This is a genomic window from Streptomyces tendae, from assembly GCF_008632955.1.
In the GTDB taxonomy this organism is placed as follows: domain Bacteria; phylum Actinomycetota; class Actinomycetes; order Streptomycetales; family Streptomycetaceae; genus Streptomyces.
Window position 1 is genome coordinate 4,089,837 of the sequence record NZ_CP043959.1, and the last position, 18,254, is coordinate 4,108,090.

Annotated in this window: 7 protein-coding genes and 1 pseudogene; 6 read left to right on the forward strand and 2 right to left on the reverse strand. The window is 73.8% G+C overall.

Going from position 1 to position 18,254, the window contains the following annotated elements; translation table 11 throughout:
* Positions 1 to 11: 11 nt before the first annotated feature.
* From F3L20_RS18750 to F3L20_RS18760, 3 genes are all read left to right on the forward strand, one after another.
* Positions 12 to 632: a GNAT family N-acetyltransferase gene (locus F3L20_RS18750; RefSeq protein WP_346768024.1), complete on the forward strand. Its 621-nt coding sequence runs from the start codon at positions 12 to 14 to the stop codon at positions 630 to 632.
* Positions 633 to 874: 242 nt separating this feature from the next.
* The gene (locus F3L20_RS18755; protein ID WP_150155358.1) at positions 875 to 1,669 is read left to right on the forward strand and encodes an SDR family NAD(P)-dependent oxidoreductase; all 795 of its coding nucleotides are present in this window, start codon (positions 875 to 877) and stop codon (positions 1,667 to 1,669) included.
* A 925-nt stretch (positions 1,670 to 2,594) separates the two neighbouring features.
* Complete coding sequence (locus F3L20_RS18760; RefSeq protein WP_150155359.1) at positions 2,595 to 3,275, forward strand: PAS domain-containing protein; 681 nt, start codon at positions 2,595 to 2,597, stop codon at positions 3,273 to 3,275.
* 100 nt (positions 3,276 to 3,375) lie between these two features.
* Here F3L20_RS18760 and F3L20_RS18765 read toward each other — a convergent pair whose 3' ends face one another.
* Positions 3,376 to 3,894, reverse strand: a complete 519-nt coding sequence (locus F3L20_RS18765) for an RNA polymerase sigma factor (RefSeq protein ID WP_150155360.1) — start codon at positions 3,892 to 3,894, stop codon at positions 3,376 to 3,378.
* A gap of 16 nt (positions 3,895 to 3,910) precedes the next feature.
* On the reverse strand, positions 3,911 to 5,263 hold the full coding sequence (locus tag F3L20_RS18770; RefSeq protein ID WP_150155361.1) for a phthiocerol/phthiodiolone dimycocerosyl transferase family protein: 1,353 nt from the start codon (positions 5,261 to 5,263) through the stop codon (positions 3,911 to 3,913).
* Between the two features lie 473 nt (positions 5,264 to 5,736).
* Here F3L20_RS18770 and F3L20_RS35315 point away from each other — a divergent pair.
* From F3L20_RS35315 to F3L20_RS34750, 3 genes and pseudogenes are all read left to right on the forward strand, one after another.
* Positions 5,737 to 14,372, forward strand: a pseudogene (locus F3L20_RS35315) (amino acid adenylation domain-containing protein).
* Positions 14,365 to 16,296, forward strand: a complete 1,932-nt coding sequence (locus F3L20_RS34745; protein WP_240810692.1) for a type I polyketide synthase — start codon at positions 14,365 to 14,367, stop codon at positions 16,294 to 16,296. The pseudogene F3L20_RS35315 and the gene F3L20_RS34745 overlap by 8 nt, the downstream one beginning before the upstream one ends.
* A complete protein-coding gene (locus F3L20_RS34750; RefSeq protein WP_240810950.1) occupies positions 16,266 to 18,251 on the forward strand; it encodes an alpha/beta fold hydrolase in 1,986 nt (661 codons plus the stop codon). The genes F3L20_RS34745 and F3L20_RS34750 overlap by 31 nt, the downstream gene beginning before the upstream one ends.
* Positions 18,252 to 18,254: the final 3 nt, after the last annotated feature.

The window sequence follows — 18,254 nt, forward strand, 5'->3', positions numbered from 1 at the left end:
CGCAAGGCGGCATGGGACAGACACAGTCGGCGCCGGGTGAAAACGCCGCCGCATGTCATCGGTTGACGAGTGCCCCGGTCGAACTCCAGGTGGCCGCGTCGCCGGTCTCTCCCCCTCTCCTTCTTCGCCCGTGGCGCATGAGAGACGTTGCCGCATTGGTCGAGGTGAGCCAGGATCCGGCACTGCGCCGGTGGGCGAGCTCTGTCGTGGACACCGACGCCGAAGGGGCACGCTGGGTGCAGGCTCAGCAGCGGGGGTGGGCGGCAGGGAACCGGTTCTGCTTCGCCGTCCTAGAGATACAACCCGGTTCAGCGGGCGAACAGTTGGTGGGCAACGTGGTCCTCAAGGAAGTCACCTCCGGCAAACCGGCGGCCGAAGTGGGCTACTGGACCGCGGCACACGCTCGCGGGCGGGGTGTGGCGCCCCGAGCGCTGGAGGCACTCACCAATTGGGCCTTCGACACCTTCGCAGCCGACGGGCTGGAGCGTCTCGAGATCCTGCACCAGGTGAACAATCCGGCATCGTGCCGAGTTGCTCAGAAGAGCCGCTACGACTTCGACACCATCCTGCCCGCGGCACCGCCCTCCTTCCCTCGCGACGGCCACCTGCACATACGGCGCAAGAGTGCCTGAAATCATCCCGGCTCCTGCGGATCGGCTGAGGCTGCTTGTGCCGAGAGGGTCTCGTGGGGCCGATTTCGATCTCGGGCCGGAGGCTTAGCCGAGGGTCGGCCGTAGCTGACGGCGGTCTCACTCTCCGGCAGCAGGGGACGGCGTGCCTGCGAGTGCGCGCGGGACCCGACGCCCACAATGCCCTGGACGCCCAATATGCGAAAAAAATGCATGCTGAGTTCAAGAGACAGGAGTGCGCGACGATGGATCTGGGGCTCATCGACAAAGTCGCCGTCGTCACCGGTGCCGGCAAGGGGATTGGACTGGCCATCACCGAAGCATTCCTGCGCGAGGGGGTACGTGTGGTTGCGGGCAGCCGCTCCGAAACCCTGGAGCTGGCCGCGTTGGGCGAGACGCGTGACCTGGCCTTCGTTGCCGGTGATCTGGCTACCACAGAGGGCGTGGAGGTACTGATCCGGACGGCGATGGGACGCCACAGCCGGATCGACGTCCTGGTCAACAACGTCGGAGCCACCCAGCCCCGCACCGATTTCCTCGCTGTCGACGACGCGCAGTGGCAACGGGGCTTCGACCTGAACTTCTTCAGCGCCGTCCGCGCCAGCCGCGCCGCGCTGCCCCACCTGCTCGCGGACGGCGGTGGCGCGATCGTCAACATCAGTTCACTGAACGCCCGGCTGCCCTTCCCCAACGTGGTGGACTATTCGGCGGCCAAGGCCGCGCTGACCAGCCTTACCAAGGCGTTGTCGGAGGAGTTCGCGCCGCGCGGCGTACGGGTGAACGCCATCGCGCCGGGACCGGTCCGCACCCCGTTCTGGACCGCTCCCGGCGGTTTCGCCGAGGCCGTGGCGGCCGGCGCAGGGACCACTGCCCAGGAGGCTGTCGACGTGGTGGTGCCCCAGCAGATGGGGATCACCACGGGACGCTTCACCGAACCTGAGGAGGTCGCCGACCTCGCGCTCTTCCTGGCTTCGCCCCGCGCCGCGAACATCACGGGCGCGGAATTCCTCATCGACGGCGGTCAGACCAAGACAACCTGACCCTCTGGCGCTGACGGTGGCCGCCTCGCGCGCCTCTGGGCCAGGCAGTCGCCGGGGCCGAGCCGCCGGGCGAGACGGGCCACGGTTCGCTCTGTGGGGCGCCGTTGACCGGACCTCCAGGCGCGACAGATGACCCGTCGACATCGCCTCACCGACGACATCGGCCTGGCTCACGCCCCGCGCGGCACGCACCCTTTTCGGCCGACGGTCGAGCTGCGGCTGATCCAGCAGATCCCTCCTCGGGTTCGGTGACGGGTTCGGTGGCCCGGTCGGCACGGTATTCGCGGTTCCGTTTGCCCGAACGGGCGCGTGAGTTGTCCACGCTTCAGGGAGCGCGACACGGGGCGACAAGCCGTTGAGCGTGGCTCGTGGTGCATTCCGGAAGGGGTGTCGTCACTCCGCCGGGATTTGTTTGCATCGGGGGTTCTCCGTGCCCGAAAGGGGCCCGGGTGCGGAACAGTTGGCGAGTTGCTGAGTTCACCTGACAAACTCTTGCCTCAGGGGGTGCCTCCCCTTAGTCTCTAAGGCGACCCCTCAAATGAACCCCCCCTCTCCGTACCGTGGAGGTTCCAGTGCCGCGCACTGCCCGAACGGGCTTCTCGTCACGGCAGGACGTACGGTTCGCCCGCCCGCCCCGTCGTCGGCCGACGGGACCGCGCCGCGGGATCGAATGGTCATGACAACGTTATCCAGGTGACCGGGACGACGGTCGCCTCGGCACCGCTTTCTCTGCTCACCCCGACCCGCCCCGGGGACCCGGCGCCCGACGCCGGCCCTGAACGACGCGGACACCCGGCTCAGGCCACCGACGAGGTGGCGTGCCGTCACCGGGCGCTCGCCGACACCCAGGCACAGCGCACCGGTCCGCTCCGCGTCCGCACACACTTCCCAGCCCCCCACGCGCAGGAAGAAGGACGGTACGTCCGTGGCGACCACGAGTTTCCCCGACGCCTCGCCCCGTAAGAAGAAGACCGCCGCCGCGGCTGTCCCGGCCCGCCGTGACCCGATCGGCGCGCCGGACGGTCCCACCCAGGAAGCCGCCTGCACGGCTCACGTGTCCCCCCGGACGCTGGCCGTCACAGCCGCGGAACCGGCATTCTCCCGGCAGTTCGGCCTGAGCGTCGACGAGATATGCGGACGCGGCCTGCTCGAACTGCTCCGTTCCCCGGTTCCCGGACAATTGCGGGAACAGTTCACCGCGCTTTCCTCCGGGCGTTGCCGGAGATTCAGGGAAAGGGTGACGTGTCGCGACGGAGAGGGCCGCAATTTCCCGGCCGAAGTCACCGCGATCGCCGTCGGACAGCCCACGGGTGAGATCGTCGGTCTGGTCGTCCTTCTGCGCCGGGCCGAACAAGCGGCCGACGGCGGACCCGTACTCAGCGCTCTCGACGCGCAGGTGCTGGAAGGTGTGGCGCGTGGCGAGTCCACGGTGCAGTTGGCCTCCCGTCTCTATCTGAGCCGTCAGGGAATCGAATATCGCGTCGGTCAGATGCTGCGGCGTTTCGACGCCCCCAACCGGCCCGCTCTGGTGGCGCGGGCGCACGCGCTCGGGATGTTCGCCGATGGACAGTGGCCGCCGCGGGTCCTCCCGGAGCGCGTGCGGTAGTGCGAGGTCGGGGCGTGACGCGCCCCGCGGAGGCGGCCGTGGCGGAGACACACCGCCACGGCCGCCGTCGTAGGGCCCGCCCCGGGATGGCGCGCCGGCGTCACGCCGCCGAGGGCTGCCACGCCTCCTGGAACCGGCGGCGGGCCCGGAACAGACGCGAGCGGACGGTGCCCACGGGCAGCGCGAGCACCTCGGCCATCTCCTCCTCGTTCAGCCCGTAGGCGCGCAGGGTGAGGACCTGCCGGTGCGCCTGGGACAGCCGCTCCAGCACGTCACTGATGTGCACCGCGTCCAGGGGATTGGTCTCCTCCCGCGAGTCCACCTCGGAGCAGCAGCTCTCCGCGCCGAAGCGCCTGGCGGTGCGGATGGCTTCGCGGACCGTCACCGAGCGCACCCAGCCGTAGAACGCCGCCGGTTCCCGCAGGGAACCAAGGCCGCGGTAGACGGCGAGCAATGCCTCCTGGGTGGCGTCGGCGCCGTCGTCGTGGGTGATGGACCTGCAGATGCGCGCGACGTAGGGCGTGATGGCGGTCAGCAGGTGGTTCATCGCGTGCTCGTCGCCGGCCTGGGCCCGGGGGAGCAGCGTCAGGGGGGAGGGCAGTTCGCTGACGGTCGTCATGGCGGACAGAGGTTCCTTACACAGCCGGGCGGGCGGGGGTCGGAGGGGCGAACGGGCGGTGATCAGCCGGTGGCGTGGGCGAGAGCCCCGGTTCCACGACGTCCGTGAAACGCAGCAGCCCCGTGCGCACCTCGTCGCGGAACGCCCGCATGAAGGACGGGCTGTAACAGGCGGTGGAGTGCGGGAACTCGATGGAGAGCCGGCCCGCGAAGGAGACGACGCACGCCATGACGGGGCTGCGTCCCGCCTGCGGGAAGTAGTGCTCGCGAGCCGGAACGAGGCGCACGTCGGCGGCCCGCAGCCCGTCCGGCAGCCGCGGACCGGGGACCACGCCCATGTTCGTGGCGATCACCGTGGCCAGTTGCAGCGCGGGATTGCGGGGGATCTCCGGCGTGATGCGCATCTCGTGGAAGTGGTCGCCGCGGGCCAGGAAGTCGCCCAGCCGGGCGTGCACGGCGCGGGCCAGCTCCAACGGCTCGGAACGCGCGGCCACGTCCAGGGTCTGCAGATGGGTGGTGACCGCGGGGACCAGGTCGGAGGCGGGCACCGGCGGGGTGAGCCGCGCACGCAGGTCGACGGGGGAGAGGCAGCCGAGCGTGCGCGCCCCGTCGTCCCCGGCCAGCCGCCGCCGGGCGGTCACCAGCAGCGTCGCGGCGATCAGGGCGTGCACGGAGACGCCCGAGGCGCGCGCCGTACCGCGCAGCCGGGAGGTGAGGTCCGCTTCCAGGGTCAGCCGGCGGACCTCGATGTGCCCGTCCGGGCCGGCACCCTCCCCGCTCGCGGCGTCGTACGGGACCAGCTCGACCGGGTGGCGCCGTATCTCCTCCAGCCGGCCGTCGAGGTACTTCGCCGTGTCGGCCTCGTCGGCCGGAGGCAGCAGCCGGCTCACGGGCTCGGGCCAGCGGGGGAGTTCCGGAGCGGCGATGTCGTCGGTGGTGCCTTCGACCAGCGCCCGGTAGCGGTCCCACAGCGAGTTGTGCACCGCGATGCTGCTGTGGCCGTCGGTGACGGTGTGGTCGATCACCAGCACGAACAGGTGGCTCCGGCCGTCGGGCGCGCTGACCAGAACGGCACGGCTGAGCGGGCCGCCGACCGGCAGCGGCCTGTTCAGCTCCGCCGCGTAGGCCTCCTCCTCGTCACCGGTCCGGGTGATCAGCCGGGGCCGCTCGTCCGCGCCGAGGACGCGCAGCACGTGCCCGCCGCCGTCCTGTTCGATGCGGGAGCGCAGCGGCGGGTTCGCCTCCGTCAGGGCGTCGAACGCGGCGGACAGCGCCGCGAGGTCAACCGGTCCGCGCAGGGTGCAGGACAGCACGGCCCTGCTTCTCTGGCCCACATAGAGCGTCTCGACCGGACACAGCACACGGTGCATGCCGTCAGCCTTCTTTCCGTCGTCCGTTCCGGGCATCCACGGTCCCGGGACACAGCTGCCACCGCGGCGGTCCGCGGCGAGGTCGGGGGGCTGTTCGAGAGTGCACGGCCGACCACGGCCGAGGCCAGCCGAGGTCCCCGGTGCGCGGCGAAGTCGCGTGATTTCCCTAGAAGTTGCGTGTCGGCGCGCACTCCCCGGCACCCCGAAATTCAGGGAAACCCCTGAACCGGTGCCCCGGGAGCCGGTTCACCTTGACCCCGCCGGTTCCGGTGCAGCACCGTGCTGTGCCGTGAAACCGGGGCAGGTGACGTGGACCCCCTGACCTCGGCGTGCGGTCCCCTTCCCCGCCCCGTGGGCCGGCGGCCCGGTGCGTCACCACACGCGCGGGCGGCAAGGGGGTGGCCGCACCCGTCCGATCCCGCCGGGCCTTCGCCGTCCGGGACATCTACGGCTTGCCACGTGAGGGTTGCGCTATGTCACTCCAGGAGGACGCACGTCGACCGCTGTCCGGAGCCCAGGAGGGCCTCTGGTACGCCGGACGGCTCGCACCGGACAGTGCCGCGTACAACACCGCGGAGGCCGTGGAGATCCACGGACCCCTCGACACTGCCCTGTTCGAGACCGCGCTGCGGCGCGTCGTCGCCGAGGCCGACACCTTCGCCCTGCGTTTCGCCGACACCGACGACGGCCCGCGCTGCCATCCCGCACCGGACGCGGACGACTGGCCCCTCCACCGGGTCGACGTCAGCGGCGCCGGGGACCCCGAGGCCGCCGCGTGGGAACACGTCCGCACCGACCTCGCGACCCGCGTCGACCTGGAGAAGGGCCCCCTCTTCGCGCACACCCTGCTGACCCTGGCGCCCGACCGCCACCTCTGGCTGCTGAGGGCACATCACCTGCTCCTGGACGGCTACAGCTACAAGCTCCTCGGGCGCCGCCTGGCCGACACCTACAACGCCCTGGCCGAGGGTCGCGAACCGGAGCCCGGCGCCTTCGCACCGGTGAGCCGGCTCCAGGAGGAGGAGGCGGCCTACCTGGCATCCGAGCGGCACGCCCGGGACCGTGACCACTGGGCGCGGCGCCTGGCCGACCTGCCCGAGCCTGCCCGGCTCACCTCCCGCACGGCGGCCCCCACGGCGCCCTTCCTGCGCCGCACCGCCGAACTGACGCCCGCCGAGACCGAAGCGCTCGACGCCGCGGCGGCCCGCCTCGGGGTCCGGCGCACGGACCTGCTCACCGCCGCGACCGCCGCCTACCTGCACCGGATGACCGGCGCCGAGGACCTGGTGCTGGGCCTGGCCACGATGAGCCGCCTCGGCAGCGCCGCCCTGCGCACCCCGGGGACCGCCTCCGACGTCCTCCCCCTGCGCGTGGAAGCCACCCCCGGCACGCCCGTCGCCGAGCTGGTCCGGGCCGTCGCCGGTGAACTGAAGGCCCTGCGCCGCCACCAGCGCTACCGGGGCGAGTTCCTCCGCCGCGACCTGGGCCTGCTGGGCACCGGACGCCGGCTGTACGGACCGGTGCTCAACATCGTCCCGTTCGACGAGTCCCCGGTCTTCGCCGGACACCCCACCACCTGGCACCACCTGTCCGGCGGAGCCGTCGACGACTTCCAGATCTCGGTGCGCCCCGGGCCCCGCGGCGGCGGCCTGTGGCTGGCCTTCGACGCCAATCCCGCCCTGTACGAGGAGGACGAACTCGCCCTGCACCGCCAGAGGTTCCTCGCGGTGCTGCAACGGCTGGCCGCAGTCGGACCGGTGACGCCGCTGGGCGACCTGGACGTCCTGCTGCCCGGTGAACACCCCCGCGACACGCCTGTCCGTACCTTCCCGGCCGAGCGGACCCTCACGGAACTGTTCGAGGCACAGGTGGCGGCCGGGCCCGAACGGACGGCCGTCAGCCACGGGCACGAACGGCTCACGTACGCCGCGCTCAACACCGAGGCCAACCGGCTCGCCCGGCTGCTGACCGCGCACGGCGCGGGGCCCGGCCGGATCGTGGCGCTCGCCCTGGAACGCGGCCCGCGGCTGCTGCCCGCCCTGCTGGCCGTCCTCAAGACCGGCGCCGCCTACCTGCCCCTGGACCCCGGCCAGCCGACCGAGCGGCTGCGGCTGGTCGTCGAGGACGCGGCCCCCGTGGCGCTGGTCACCGAGCAGGCCCACGCCCACCTCGCCCATGACGCCGTGCCCGCCGTGCTGCTGGACGACCCGCAGGTGACCGCGGACCTCGCCCACCGCTCCGGCGCCGACCTGACCGACGCCGAACGGCACGGCCCGACCGGCCCCTCCGACACCGCGTACATCATCCACACCTCCGGCTCCACCGGACGCCCCAAGGGCGTGCCCGTGCCGCACGCCAACGTCGTACGGCTCTTCGCCGCCGCGGCCGAGCACTTCGACTTCCGTGCCGACGACGTGTGGACGCTGTTCCACTCCTACGCCTTCGACTTCTCCGTGTGGGAGATCTGGGGCGCTCTGCTGCACGGCGGCCGGCTCGTCGTCGTGCCCTACGCCGTCAGCCGCTCGCCGCGCGAGTTCCTGGCCCTGCTGCACCGGGAGGGCGTCACCGTCCTCAACCAGACGCCGTCCGCGTTCGAGCAGCTGGTCGACGCCGACGCGGAACTCGGGGGCGACACGGGGGCGTTGCGCTACGTCGTCTTCGGCGGGGAGGCCCTGCGCCCGGCGCGGCTGCGCCCCTGGACCGAACGGCACGGCCTGGACCGCCCGGCGCTGGTGAACATGTACGGCATCACCGAGACCACCGTGCACGTCACCCACCACCGGCTCACCGCGGCCGACCTGGACGACCCGCGCCGCGCCGGTGTCATCGGCACTCCGCTCGCCGACCTGCGGGTCCACCTGCTGGACGCCGCGGGACGCCCCGTGCCGCCCGGCGCGACCGGCGAGATGTACGTCTCCGGTGCCGGTGTCGCCACCGGCTACCTGGACCGGCCGGAACTGACCGCCGAACGCTTCCTCGACGACCCCTACGGCCCGCCCGGCACCCGCATGTACCGCTCGGGCGACCTGGCCCGGCGCCGCCCCGACGGCACCCTCGACTACCTCGGCCGCGCCGACTCCCAGATCCAGCTGCGCGGCTTCCGCGTCGAACCCGGCGAGATCGAGGCCGTCCTCGCCGCCCACCCGGGCGTCACCCGCGCCGCCGTCGTACCCCGCCACGCCGGCAACGGCGCCCTGCACCTCGTCGCCTACACCGTCCTCTCGGCCGACGTACCGGTGAGCCCTGCCGACCTGCGCGCCCACGCGGCCGCCCACCTGCCCGAGCACATGGTCCCCGCCGCCTGCGTCCCGGTGGAGACCCTGCCGCTGACCGCGAACGGCAAGCTCGACGTCCAGGCCCTGCCCGACCCCGACTTCACCGCCGCCGCCTCCGGCACCCGCCCCGCCACGCCCGAACAGGCGCAGGTGTGCGCCCTGTTCGAGGACGTGCTGCAGCTGCCGCGGGAGTCCGTGGGCGTGGACGCCGGCTTCTTCGATCTGGGCGGCGACTCCCTGCTCGCCACCAGACTGCTGGCCCGTCTGCGGCACGAGACCGGCGCGGAGATTCCCATCACCGCGCTGTTCGAGACGCCGACCCCCGCAGCGCTCGCACGGCGGGTCGCCGTACGAGCGCAGGACGCCCTGCCCCGGCCGGTCCTCGGCGAGGCCGTGCGCCCCGAGCGCGTGCCGTTGTCCTTCGCGCAGGAACGCATGTGGTTCCTGCACCGGCTCGACGACGGCGCGGCCACCTACCACATCCCGCTTCTCGTCCCCGTCGGGCCCGACCTCGACGCCGACGCGCTCGACGCGGCCCTCGGCGACCTGACCGACCGGCACGAAAGCCTGCGCACGGTGATCGCCGAGCACGACGGAGTGCCCTACCAGCGCATCCTGGCGCCGGGAGAGCTGCGCCCGGTACTGCGGCGGATCGACTGCCCCGCCGCGGAGACCGCCGCCCATGTGACCGCCGCGCTGCGGCGCCGCTTCGACCTGACCGCCGAAAGCCCCCTCACGGCCTGGCTGCTGGGCACCGGCACCGAGCGGGTCCTGCTGTTCGTCCTGCACCACGGCGCCGCCGACGGCTGGTCGCTCGGCCCCTTCGCCGCCGACCTGTCCGCCGCCTACGCGTCCCGCCGCCAGGGGCGGGCACCCGACTGGAACCCGCCGGCGGTGCAGTACGCCGACTACGCGCTCTGGCAGCGCGCCCTGCTGGCCCCCGGACCCGACGGCCCCGGCCGGATCGAACGGCTCACCGCCCACTGGCGCACCGCGCTGGACGACCTGCCCGAGGAGTGCACCCTGCCCGGCGACCGGCCGCGGCCCACCGCGCCGCGCGGCGGCGGCGCGCACGTCGAACTCGCCGTCGCCCCCGCCCTGCACCGTGCCCTGCTGCGTCTCGCCGACCGGGAGGGCGCCAGCCTGTTCATGGTGCTGCACGCCGCCGTCAGCGCCCTCCTCACCCGCTGCGGGGCCGGCGAGGACATCGTTCTCGGCACTCCCGTGGCGGGCCGCACCGAACCCGGCCTCGACCCCCTGATCGGCCTGATCGCCAACACCCTGGTGCTGCGCGCCGACACCTCCGGCGACCCCGCCTTCCAGGAGCTCCTCGCCCGGCTGCGTACCGCCGACCTGGCCGCCCTGGACCACCAGGACCTGCCCTTCGACCGGCTGGTGGAGGACCTCAACCCGCCCCGCACACCCGGCCGTCACCCTCTGTTCCAGGTGATGCTCGCCCTGCAGAACAACAAGCCGGCCGTCCTCGAACTCGACGGCGTCCAAACCGAGTTGCGGCCCACCGCCACCGGCACCGCCAAGTTCGACCTCTTCGTGGACGTCCTGGAGCGCCACGGCCCCGAGGGCACCCCCGACGGCCTGACGCTGCACGTCGAGTACGCCACCGACCTCTACGACGCCGGCACCGCCGAGGCGTTCGCCCGCGCGCTGCACGACGTCCTGAACACGGTGAGCGCCGACCCCGGGACCCGCCTCGGGCATCTGCCCGCGCTCCCCGAACGCACCCCCGCCCCGGCCGCGGCCGATCCCGCCGTCCTTCAGGACGCGGCGCTGTCCGTGCCCGGCATCCGCGACGCCCACGCCCTGCCCGAAGGTGGCGAGACCCCGTCGCGCCTGTACGTGGTGCCCGGGCGGTCCGACGCCGCCGAACGCGTCGAGGAGTTCCTGGACCGCGCGGGCCACGGCTCCGTCCGCGTCACGGCGGTCAACGCCCTGCCCCGGGCCGAGGACGGCACCGTCGACAGTGCGGCACTGCGCGCCCTGCCCGCCGTCGACGCGACCACGGCCCGGACCTGGCGGGAGCGGCTCGCCCAGCTGCCCGGCGTCACCACGGTCGACGTGTCGGTCGAGAACGCCCCGGAGGAACTCGACCGGCGCCACACCGGACTGCCCGACCGCTCCGCCGGAGCGGCCCCGGCCGCCCGCACCGGGGAAGCCTCCGGCGTTCCGGCCGTCAGCGAAGGCCCCGCCCTCGCCGAGCCGTCCGTGCCGAGCTGGGCCGAGGCCCTGCGCCGCGCCGCCGAGCTGGACCGGGGCGACATCGTCCACGTCCACGCCGACGGCAGCGAGCACCGGCGCACCTACGCGTCCTTCGTCCCCGAGGCCTCCCGCGTCCTGGCAGGACTGCGCCGGGCCGGACTGCGCCCGGGCGACCAGGTCATCCTCCAGTGCGACGTCACCGAGGATTTCCTCGCCGTGCTGTGGGGCTGCGTCCTGGGCGGCTTCGTCGCCGTCCCGCTGACCGTCCCCGCCTCCTACGACACCCCCTCCGCGGCGCTGACCAAGCTGGAGGGCATCTGGCGGATGCTCGGCCGCCCCTGGATCGTGTGCTCCGCCGGCCGCGAGGCCGGTCTGCGCGCGGTCGCCGCACGGCAGGACTGGCCGGGGCCGCGCATCACCACCGCCGACGCCCTGCGCGAGGCGCCCGAGGACCACGACTGGCACGCCGCCGCACCGGACGACCTCCTGCTGATGCTCATGACGTCAGGCAGCACCGGCCTGCCCAAGGCGGTGCGGCTCACCCACCGCAACGTGCTGACCCGCTCGGCCGCCACCGAGCAGATGAACGGCCTCGGCGCCGACGACGTCTCCCTGAACTGGATACCGCTCGACCACGTCACCGGCGTGGTGATGTTCCACCTGCGCGACGTGTACCTGGGCTGCCGCCAGGTCCACGCCCCCACCTCCTGGATCCTGCAGGACCCCCTGCGCTGGATGGACCTCGCCGACCGGCACCGGGTCACCGTCACCTGGGCGCCCAACTTCGCCTTCGGGCTCCTCGCCGAACAGGCCCACCGCTTCACCGGCCGCGCCTGGGACCTGTCGCCGATGCGGCTGGTCATGAACGCCGGTGAGGTCGTCGTCGCCTCCGCCGCCCGCGCGTTCCTGCACACGCTCGAACCCTTCGGCCTGCCGCAGGACGTGATGCACCCCGGCTGGGGCATGTCCGAGACGTGTTCCGTGGTCACCGACGCCGTCCTGCCCGTCGAACCCGTCCCGGGCGAAGGGACGTTCGTCAGCTGCGGCCGGCCCTACCCGGGGTTCGCCATGCGGATCGTCGACGAACAGGGCACGGTCCTCACCGAGGGCGAGGCAGGCCGCTTCCAGGTCCGCGGCACCTCGGTGACCGGCGGTTACCACGACAACCCGGCGGCCAACGCCGAGGCGTTCACAGAGGACGGCTGGTTCGACACCGGCGACCTGGCGTTCCTGCGCGACGGCGAGCTCCACATCACGGGCCGCGCCAAGGACGTCATCATCGTCAACGGCGTGAACCACTACAGCCACGAGATCGAGGCGTGCGTCGAGGAACTGCCGTACGTGGAGCGGAGTTTCACCGCAGCGGTCGCGGTGCGCACCGACCCCTCGTCACCCACCGACGAACTCGCCCTGTTCCTGCACCTCACCCCGGAGGCCGCCGCCGACCCGGCTCGCGCCCTGCGCGAGATCGCCGGCAAGGTCACCCGGGAGATCGGAGTCAGCCCGTCCTTCCTCATCCCCGTGGCGCGGGACGCCGTCCCCAAGACGGAGATCGGCAAGATCCAGCGCACCAGGCTCCGCAAGAGCTTCGAGGCGGGCGACTTCGACGACGAGGTGCGCCGGACCCAGCTGCTGCTGGGCACCGCGGCCACCGTCCCCGACTGGTTCCTGCGCCCGGTCTGGCAGCGCGCGGAACGCCCCGCAGCCCGTCCCACGCCGTCCGGCCGGCACACCCTCGTCCTCGCGGGCGGCGACCCGCAGGCCGGCGCACTCGCGCAACGGCTCGCCGACGCGCTGCGCTCCGCCGGGGGCCTCTGCACGGTGGTCGGCGAAGGACCGGCGTACACCCGGACCGACGCCGCGCACTACCGCGTCCGGCCCGCCGAGGAATCCGACTACGCCGCGCTGCTGGACCGGCTGGAGCAGGACCAGCGGCCCGTCGACGCCGTCCTCCACCTCGACGGGTTCCGGCCAGGCCCCCCGACGGCGCCCGACGACACGACGGGCGCGGAGCGGCTGCTCGCCTTCGTCCGGGCCCTCACCGCCCGGCCCGGCCGGCAGCGCCCCGTGGACCTGGTCCACGTGTCCGCGGGCGCCCACGCCGTCCGCCCCGGTGACCAACCCTCCCCGGCCCACGCCCTGTCCGGAGCGCTGCTCAAGTCGCTGGCCGAGGAGTGCGGCTGGCTGCGGACCCGGCACCTCGACCTGTCACCGGGCGACGGCACCGACCCGCTGGCCCTCCTGACGGCGGAGGCGGCCGCCGGCGCGGACGGCGCGGACGTGGCGTACCGGGACGGGCTGCGCTACGAACGCCGCCTCGCCCCCTGCCCGACAGCCCGCCCCGCACCGAGCCGCCCGCGCACGACGGCTTCACCCTGCTCACCGGAGGCCTCGGCGGCGTCGGCACCGAGATCGCCGCCCACCTGCTGCGCACCCCAGGCACCCGGCTGCTCGTCCTCGGGCGCACCCCGGAGGACGAGGCCCACGCCCTGCCGCGGCTGCGCGAACGCGGGGAGGTCCGCTACGCCCGCGCAGACGCCACCGACGAGGCCCGCGTCCGCGCCGCGGTCGAGGCCGCCACCGAGGCGTGGGGCGTGCCCCTGACGTCGGTACTGCACCTGGCCGGGACGCTCGTGGAGCGCCCCGTCGGGGAACTGGACGCCCCCACCTGGCGCCGGGCGCTGGAGGCGAAGGTGCGCGGCGCGTGGATCCTGCACCGGCTCACCGCCGACCACCCGGTCCACTCCTTCGTCACCTTCTCCTCGGTCAACGGCTTCTTCGGCGGCGCCATGAACGCCGCCTACGCCGCCGCCAACGCCTACCTGGACGCGCTCGCCGGGTACCGCCGTGGCCTCGGCCTGCCCGCCCAGTCGCTCGCCTGGAGCATGTGGCGCGAACGCGGCATGAGCCGCGGCTACGGTCTCACCGCGCTCACCGAGGCCCGCGGCTACCGGCTGCTCGACGTTCCCGCCGCGCTGCGCTCCTTCGACCTCGCCCGCACCCTCGACGAACCGCACCTGCTGATCGGGGCCGACCGCACCGCCCCCTGGGTGCGCAGCCACGTCGTGGCCCCCGTGCGCCAGACCCGCCGCCTGGCCGCGCGCGTCGGCCTGCGGGACGGCACCGACCTCGGCGCCCTGTACCGCGCCGTCACCGGCAGCGCCCGCGCGGCCGGCCTGTCCGACGACGGGTGGACGCTGAGCTCGGCGGGTACGAGCGCCCGCCCCGACGAGACGGGGACGGAAGACGGCCTGCGGCGGCTGGAGAGCCGCCTCGCCGAGGTGTGGTGTGACGTCCTGGGTCGCGACCGGGTGGGCCTGGACGACAACTTCTTCGACCTGGGCGGCAACTCCCTGCTCCTGGTCACCGCCCAGACCGCCGTGAACCGCGCCCTCGACAGCGACCTGTCGGTGGTCGACCTGTTCGCGCACCCCACCGTCCGGGACCTGGCCCGTCACCTGTCGGCCACCGGCGCGGGCCCGGTGCCGGACGCCGAGGCGCCCTCCCGGCCGGAGACCGGCGACGGCCTCGACCGCGCCCGGGAACAGGCCCGCCGGCAACGCGCCGCCCGCGCCCGCCGCACCGCCCGTCAGGGCAAGGACCGCGGCCATGCGTGACCGGGCCGACGGCACACCGCACACCCACGAACCGGGAGAGGACGAGGCACAGGCCGTGCACGACACCACCGCACCCCACGACGAGGACTTCCCCGCCGTAGCCGTCATCGGCATGGCGGGCCGCTTCCCCGGCGCCGACGACCTCGACGCCTTCTGGGACAACCTCGCGGCCGGCCGGGAGTCCGTACGGCCCGTCACCGACGAGGAGTTCCTCGCCGCGGGCGGCGACCCGCGCGACCTCGACGACCCGTCACTGATCCGCAAGGCGTCGGTCGTCGAGGGCATCGACCGCTTCGACTCCGGCTTCTTCGGTTACAGCCCCGCCGAAGCCGCCGTCGTCGACCCGCAGCAGCGACTGCTGCTGGAGACGGCCTACCACGCCCTGGAGGACGCCGGCTGCCTCGGCGCCGACCGGTCCGGAGAGGCGTTCGGCGTGTACGCCGGGGCGGGTGACAGCCGCTACTACCCGGCCCACGTCCACCCCCGCTTCGCCGGGCAGCCCGGCTCGGTGGCCCTCGTCCACGCGGCCACGGCCAACTCCCTCGGCACCCTCGCCACCCGCGTCTCCTACGAACTCGGCCTCACCGGGCCCAGCGTGTCCCTGCAGACGGCCTGCTCCACCGCGCTGGTCGCCGTGCACACCGCCTGCCAGGACCTGCTCGACCACCGCTGCGACACCGCCCTCGCCGCCGCCGTCTCCCTCAACCCCTCCGCCGTCCTGGGCTACCGCCACGTGCCCGACGGACCTTTCTCGCCCGACGGGCACTGCCGGGCCTTCGCCGCGGACGCCGCCGGCACCTCCTCCGGCGACGGAGTGGGAGCCGTCGTCCTCAAGCGGCTGGAGGACGCCCTCGCCGACGGCGACCGCGTCCGCGCCGTCATCCGGGGCAGCGCCGTCAACAACGACGGCCGCCGCAAGGTCGGCTTCAGCGCCCCCAGCGCCGCCGGACAGACCGAGGTCGTCCTCGCCGCGCAGGCCCAGGCCGAGGTCGACGCCGGCACCATCGGCCTGATCGAGGCGCACGGCACCGCCACCAAGCTCGGCGACCCGATCGAGGTGTCCGCCCTGACGGAGGCCTTCCGGCACAGCACGGACCGGACCGGCTTCTGCGCGCTCGGCTCGGTCAAGACCAACATCGGCCACCTCGGAGCCGCCGCCGGCATCGCCGGACTCATCAAGGCCGTCCTCGCCCTGGAACACCGGCAGATCCCGCCCAGCCTGCACTTCGACCGGCCCAACCCGCTCATCGACTTCGACGCGAGCCCCTTCCGCGTGCCCACCGCCCTGGAGGACTGGCCCGAGGGGGAGCACCCCCGCCGGGCCGCCGTCAGTGCCTTCGGCATCGGCGGCACCAACGCCCACGTCGTCCTGGAGGAGGCACCCCGCGTCGCACCCGCCGCGCCGCGCCCGCCCGAGGAGGAACGCCGCGTGGTGCTGCCGCTGTCGGCGCGCACCGCCGGAGCCCTGCGCGGCCAGGCCGAGGCACTCGCCCGGCACCTGGAGCGCCGGCCGGACCTGCGCCTGGACGACGTGGCCCACTCCCTGCGCACCGACCGGCCCGCGCTGCGCCACCGGCTCACCGTCTCGGCCGCCTCGCGCGCCGAGGCCCTCGACGCGCTGCGCTCCGCCGCCCCGGCCACCCCGCCGCTGTCCGACGATCCGGTCCGGGTGGCGTTCCTGCTGCCCGGCGGCGGCACCCAGTACCCCGGCATGGGCAAGGAGCTGTACCGCGACCACGCCGTCCACCGCGACACCGTCGACGAGTGCGCCGCATCCTGCGGCCCGTCCTCGGCACCGACCTGCGCACCGCCCTGTTCGAGGAGCGACGGCCCGACGACCTCTCCGCGTTCCTCGGACTCGTCGTCACCGAGTACGCCCTGGCCCGCACCCTCATGGAGTCGGGCGTGCGCCCCGACGCGCTGATCGGCCACTCGCTCGGCGAGTACACGGCCGCCTGCCTGGCCGGCGTCATCGACCTGGCGGACATGCTGCCCCTGGTCACCGAACGCATCCGGCTCATCAGCTCCGCCGGCGGAGCCACGGTCGGCGTCGCCGCCCCGGCCGACGAGATCCGGCCCCTCCTCGACACCGATCTGTCCCTGGCCGCCGTCAACGGCCCCCAAGCCTGCACCGTCGCCGGGCACCTCGACGCCGTCGCCCGCTTCGAGGCCGAACTCACCCGTCGCGGCGTCCCGTTCCGCCGCCTGCGCATCCCCGTCGCGGCCCACTCCCACGTCCTGGACCCCGTCCTGCCGGCCTACGAGACCCACCTGCGCCAGGTCACCCTGCGCCCGCCGCGCATCCCGTACGTCACCAACGTCACCGGCACCTGGATCACCGACGCCCAGGCCACCTCCGTACGGCACTGGATCGACCACACCCGCGACACCGTCCGGTTCGCCGACGGCATCACCGCCCTGTGGGACCGGCTGCGCCCCGTCCTCGTCGAGATCGGGCCCGGCGACACCCTGACCAAGCTCGCCACCGGCCGGCTCACCGACGAGGCACCGGTCACGGTGACCACCATGCGGCACGCCAAGGCCGAGGCGTCCGACGGGTTCGTCCTCGCCGAGGCACTGGGACGGCTGTGGAGCGCGGGCGTGGACAGCGCATTGCCCCCGGTGCCGGGCGCGCCCCGACGGGTGCCGCTGCCCCCGTACGCCTTCGAACGCCGACGCCACTGGATCGACGCGCCGGGCGCCCGGACGGACCCCGCCACGTCCGACGACACCCCGGCCGCCGCGGAACCCGGCCTAGCCCCACGGCCCCGGCTGACGACCGAGCACGTACCGCCCCGCACCGACCGCGAACGCGAGGTCACCCGGCTCTGGGAGGAGACCCTCGGCATCGGCGGCATCGGGCTGCACGACAACTTCTTCGACCTCGGCGGCGACTCGATGCGCGCCGTGCTGCTGGCGGGCCGGCTGCGCCAGGCCGGTGTCCTCGACGTCCCGGCGGCGACCCTGCTGGCCGCACCCACCGTGGCCGGGGTCCTCGCCACGGCCGACGAGCCGGACGAGAAGGCGCCTGGGGCGGCCCCCAGCGCGCTCGGCCCCCTGCTGCCGTTGCGCGCCGAAGGCACCGCCACGCCCCTTTTCTGCGTCCACCCCGGTGCGGGCATCGCCTGGCGCTACACGGGCCTGCTGCCCCACCTCGGCGGCGACCAGCCCGTCCACGGCATCCAGGCGGCCGGCCTCGACGGCACCCGGCCGCCCGCCCCGGACGCCGCCGCCATGGTCGCCCACTACCTCGACCTGGTGCGCCAGGTGCAACCCCACGGCCCTTACCGGCTGCTGGGCTGGTCCTACGGCGGATTCGTCGCCCACGCCATGGCCTGCGCCCTCCAGCGCGACGGGGAGCGGGTCGAACTCCTCGCCATGCTCGACGCCCCCCAGCCGCACGGCACCGCTCACGATCCGGAGGCGGCCGAACGCCAGGTCGCCGCCCTGCTGTCCAGGGTGGCCGGGCTCGCGGTCGACGGGGTGCCCGTGGAGACCGTCCTGGACCGGATCGACGCCCGGGTCACGGCCGACCCGTCGAGCGTCCCCGTCACCCGCGCCGAGGCCGCCGCCATCGCCGCCGTCATGCGCAACAACCTGCGCATCGCGCCCCAGTTCGCTCCCGGCGTCTACCGCGGGGACGTGCTGTTCTTCAGCGCCGCGGAGGAGCAGCCCAGCGACTTCCCGGCGGACCTGGCGGTGCTGCCGGGCAAGGCCGACAGCTGGCGGCCCTACGTCGACGGAACCCTCCACGACCATCACGTGCCCTGTGGCCACTACGAGATGACCGAACCGGAACCCCTCGCCCGTATCGGCGAAGCGGTCGCCAAGGCCCTGCGCGGTCTTGGCGACCGGGCCTCCACATCCCCTTCCCCCTGAATC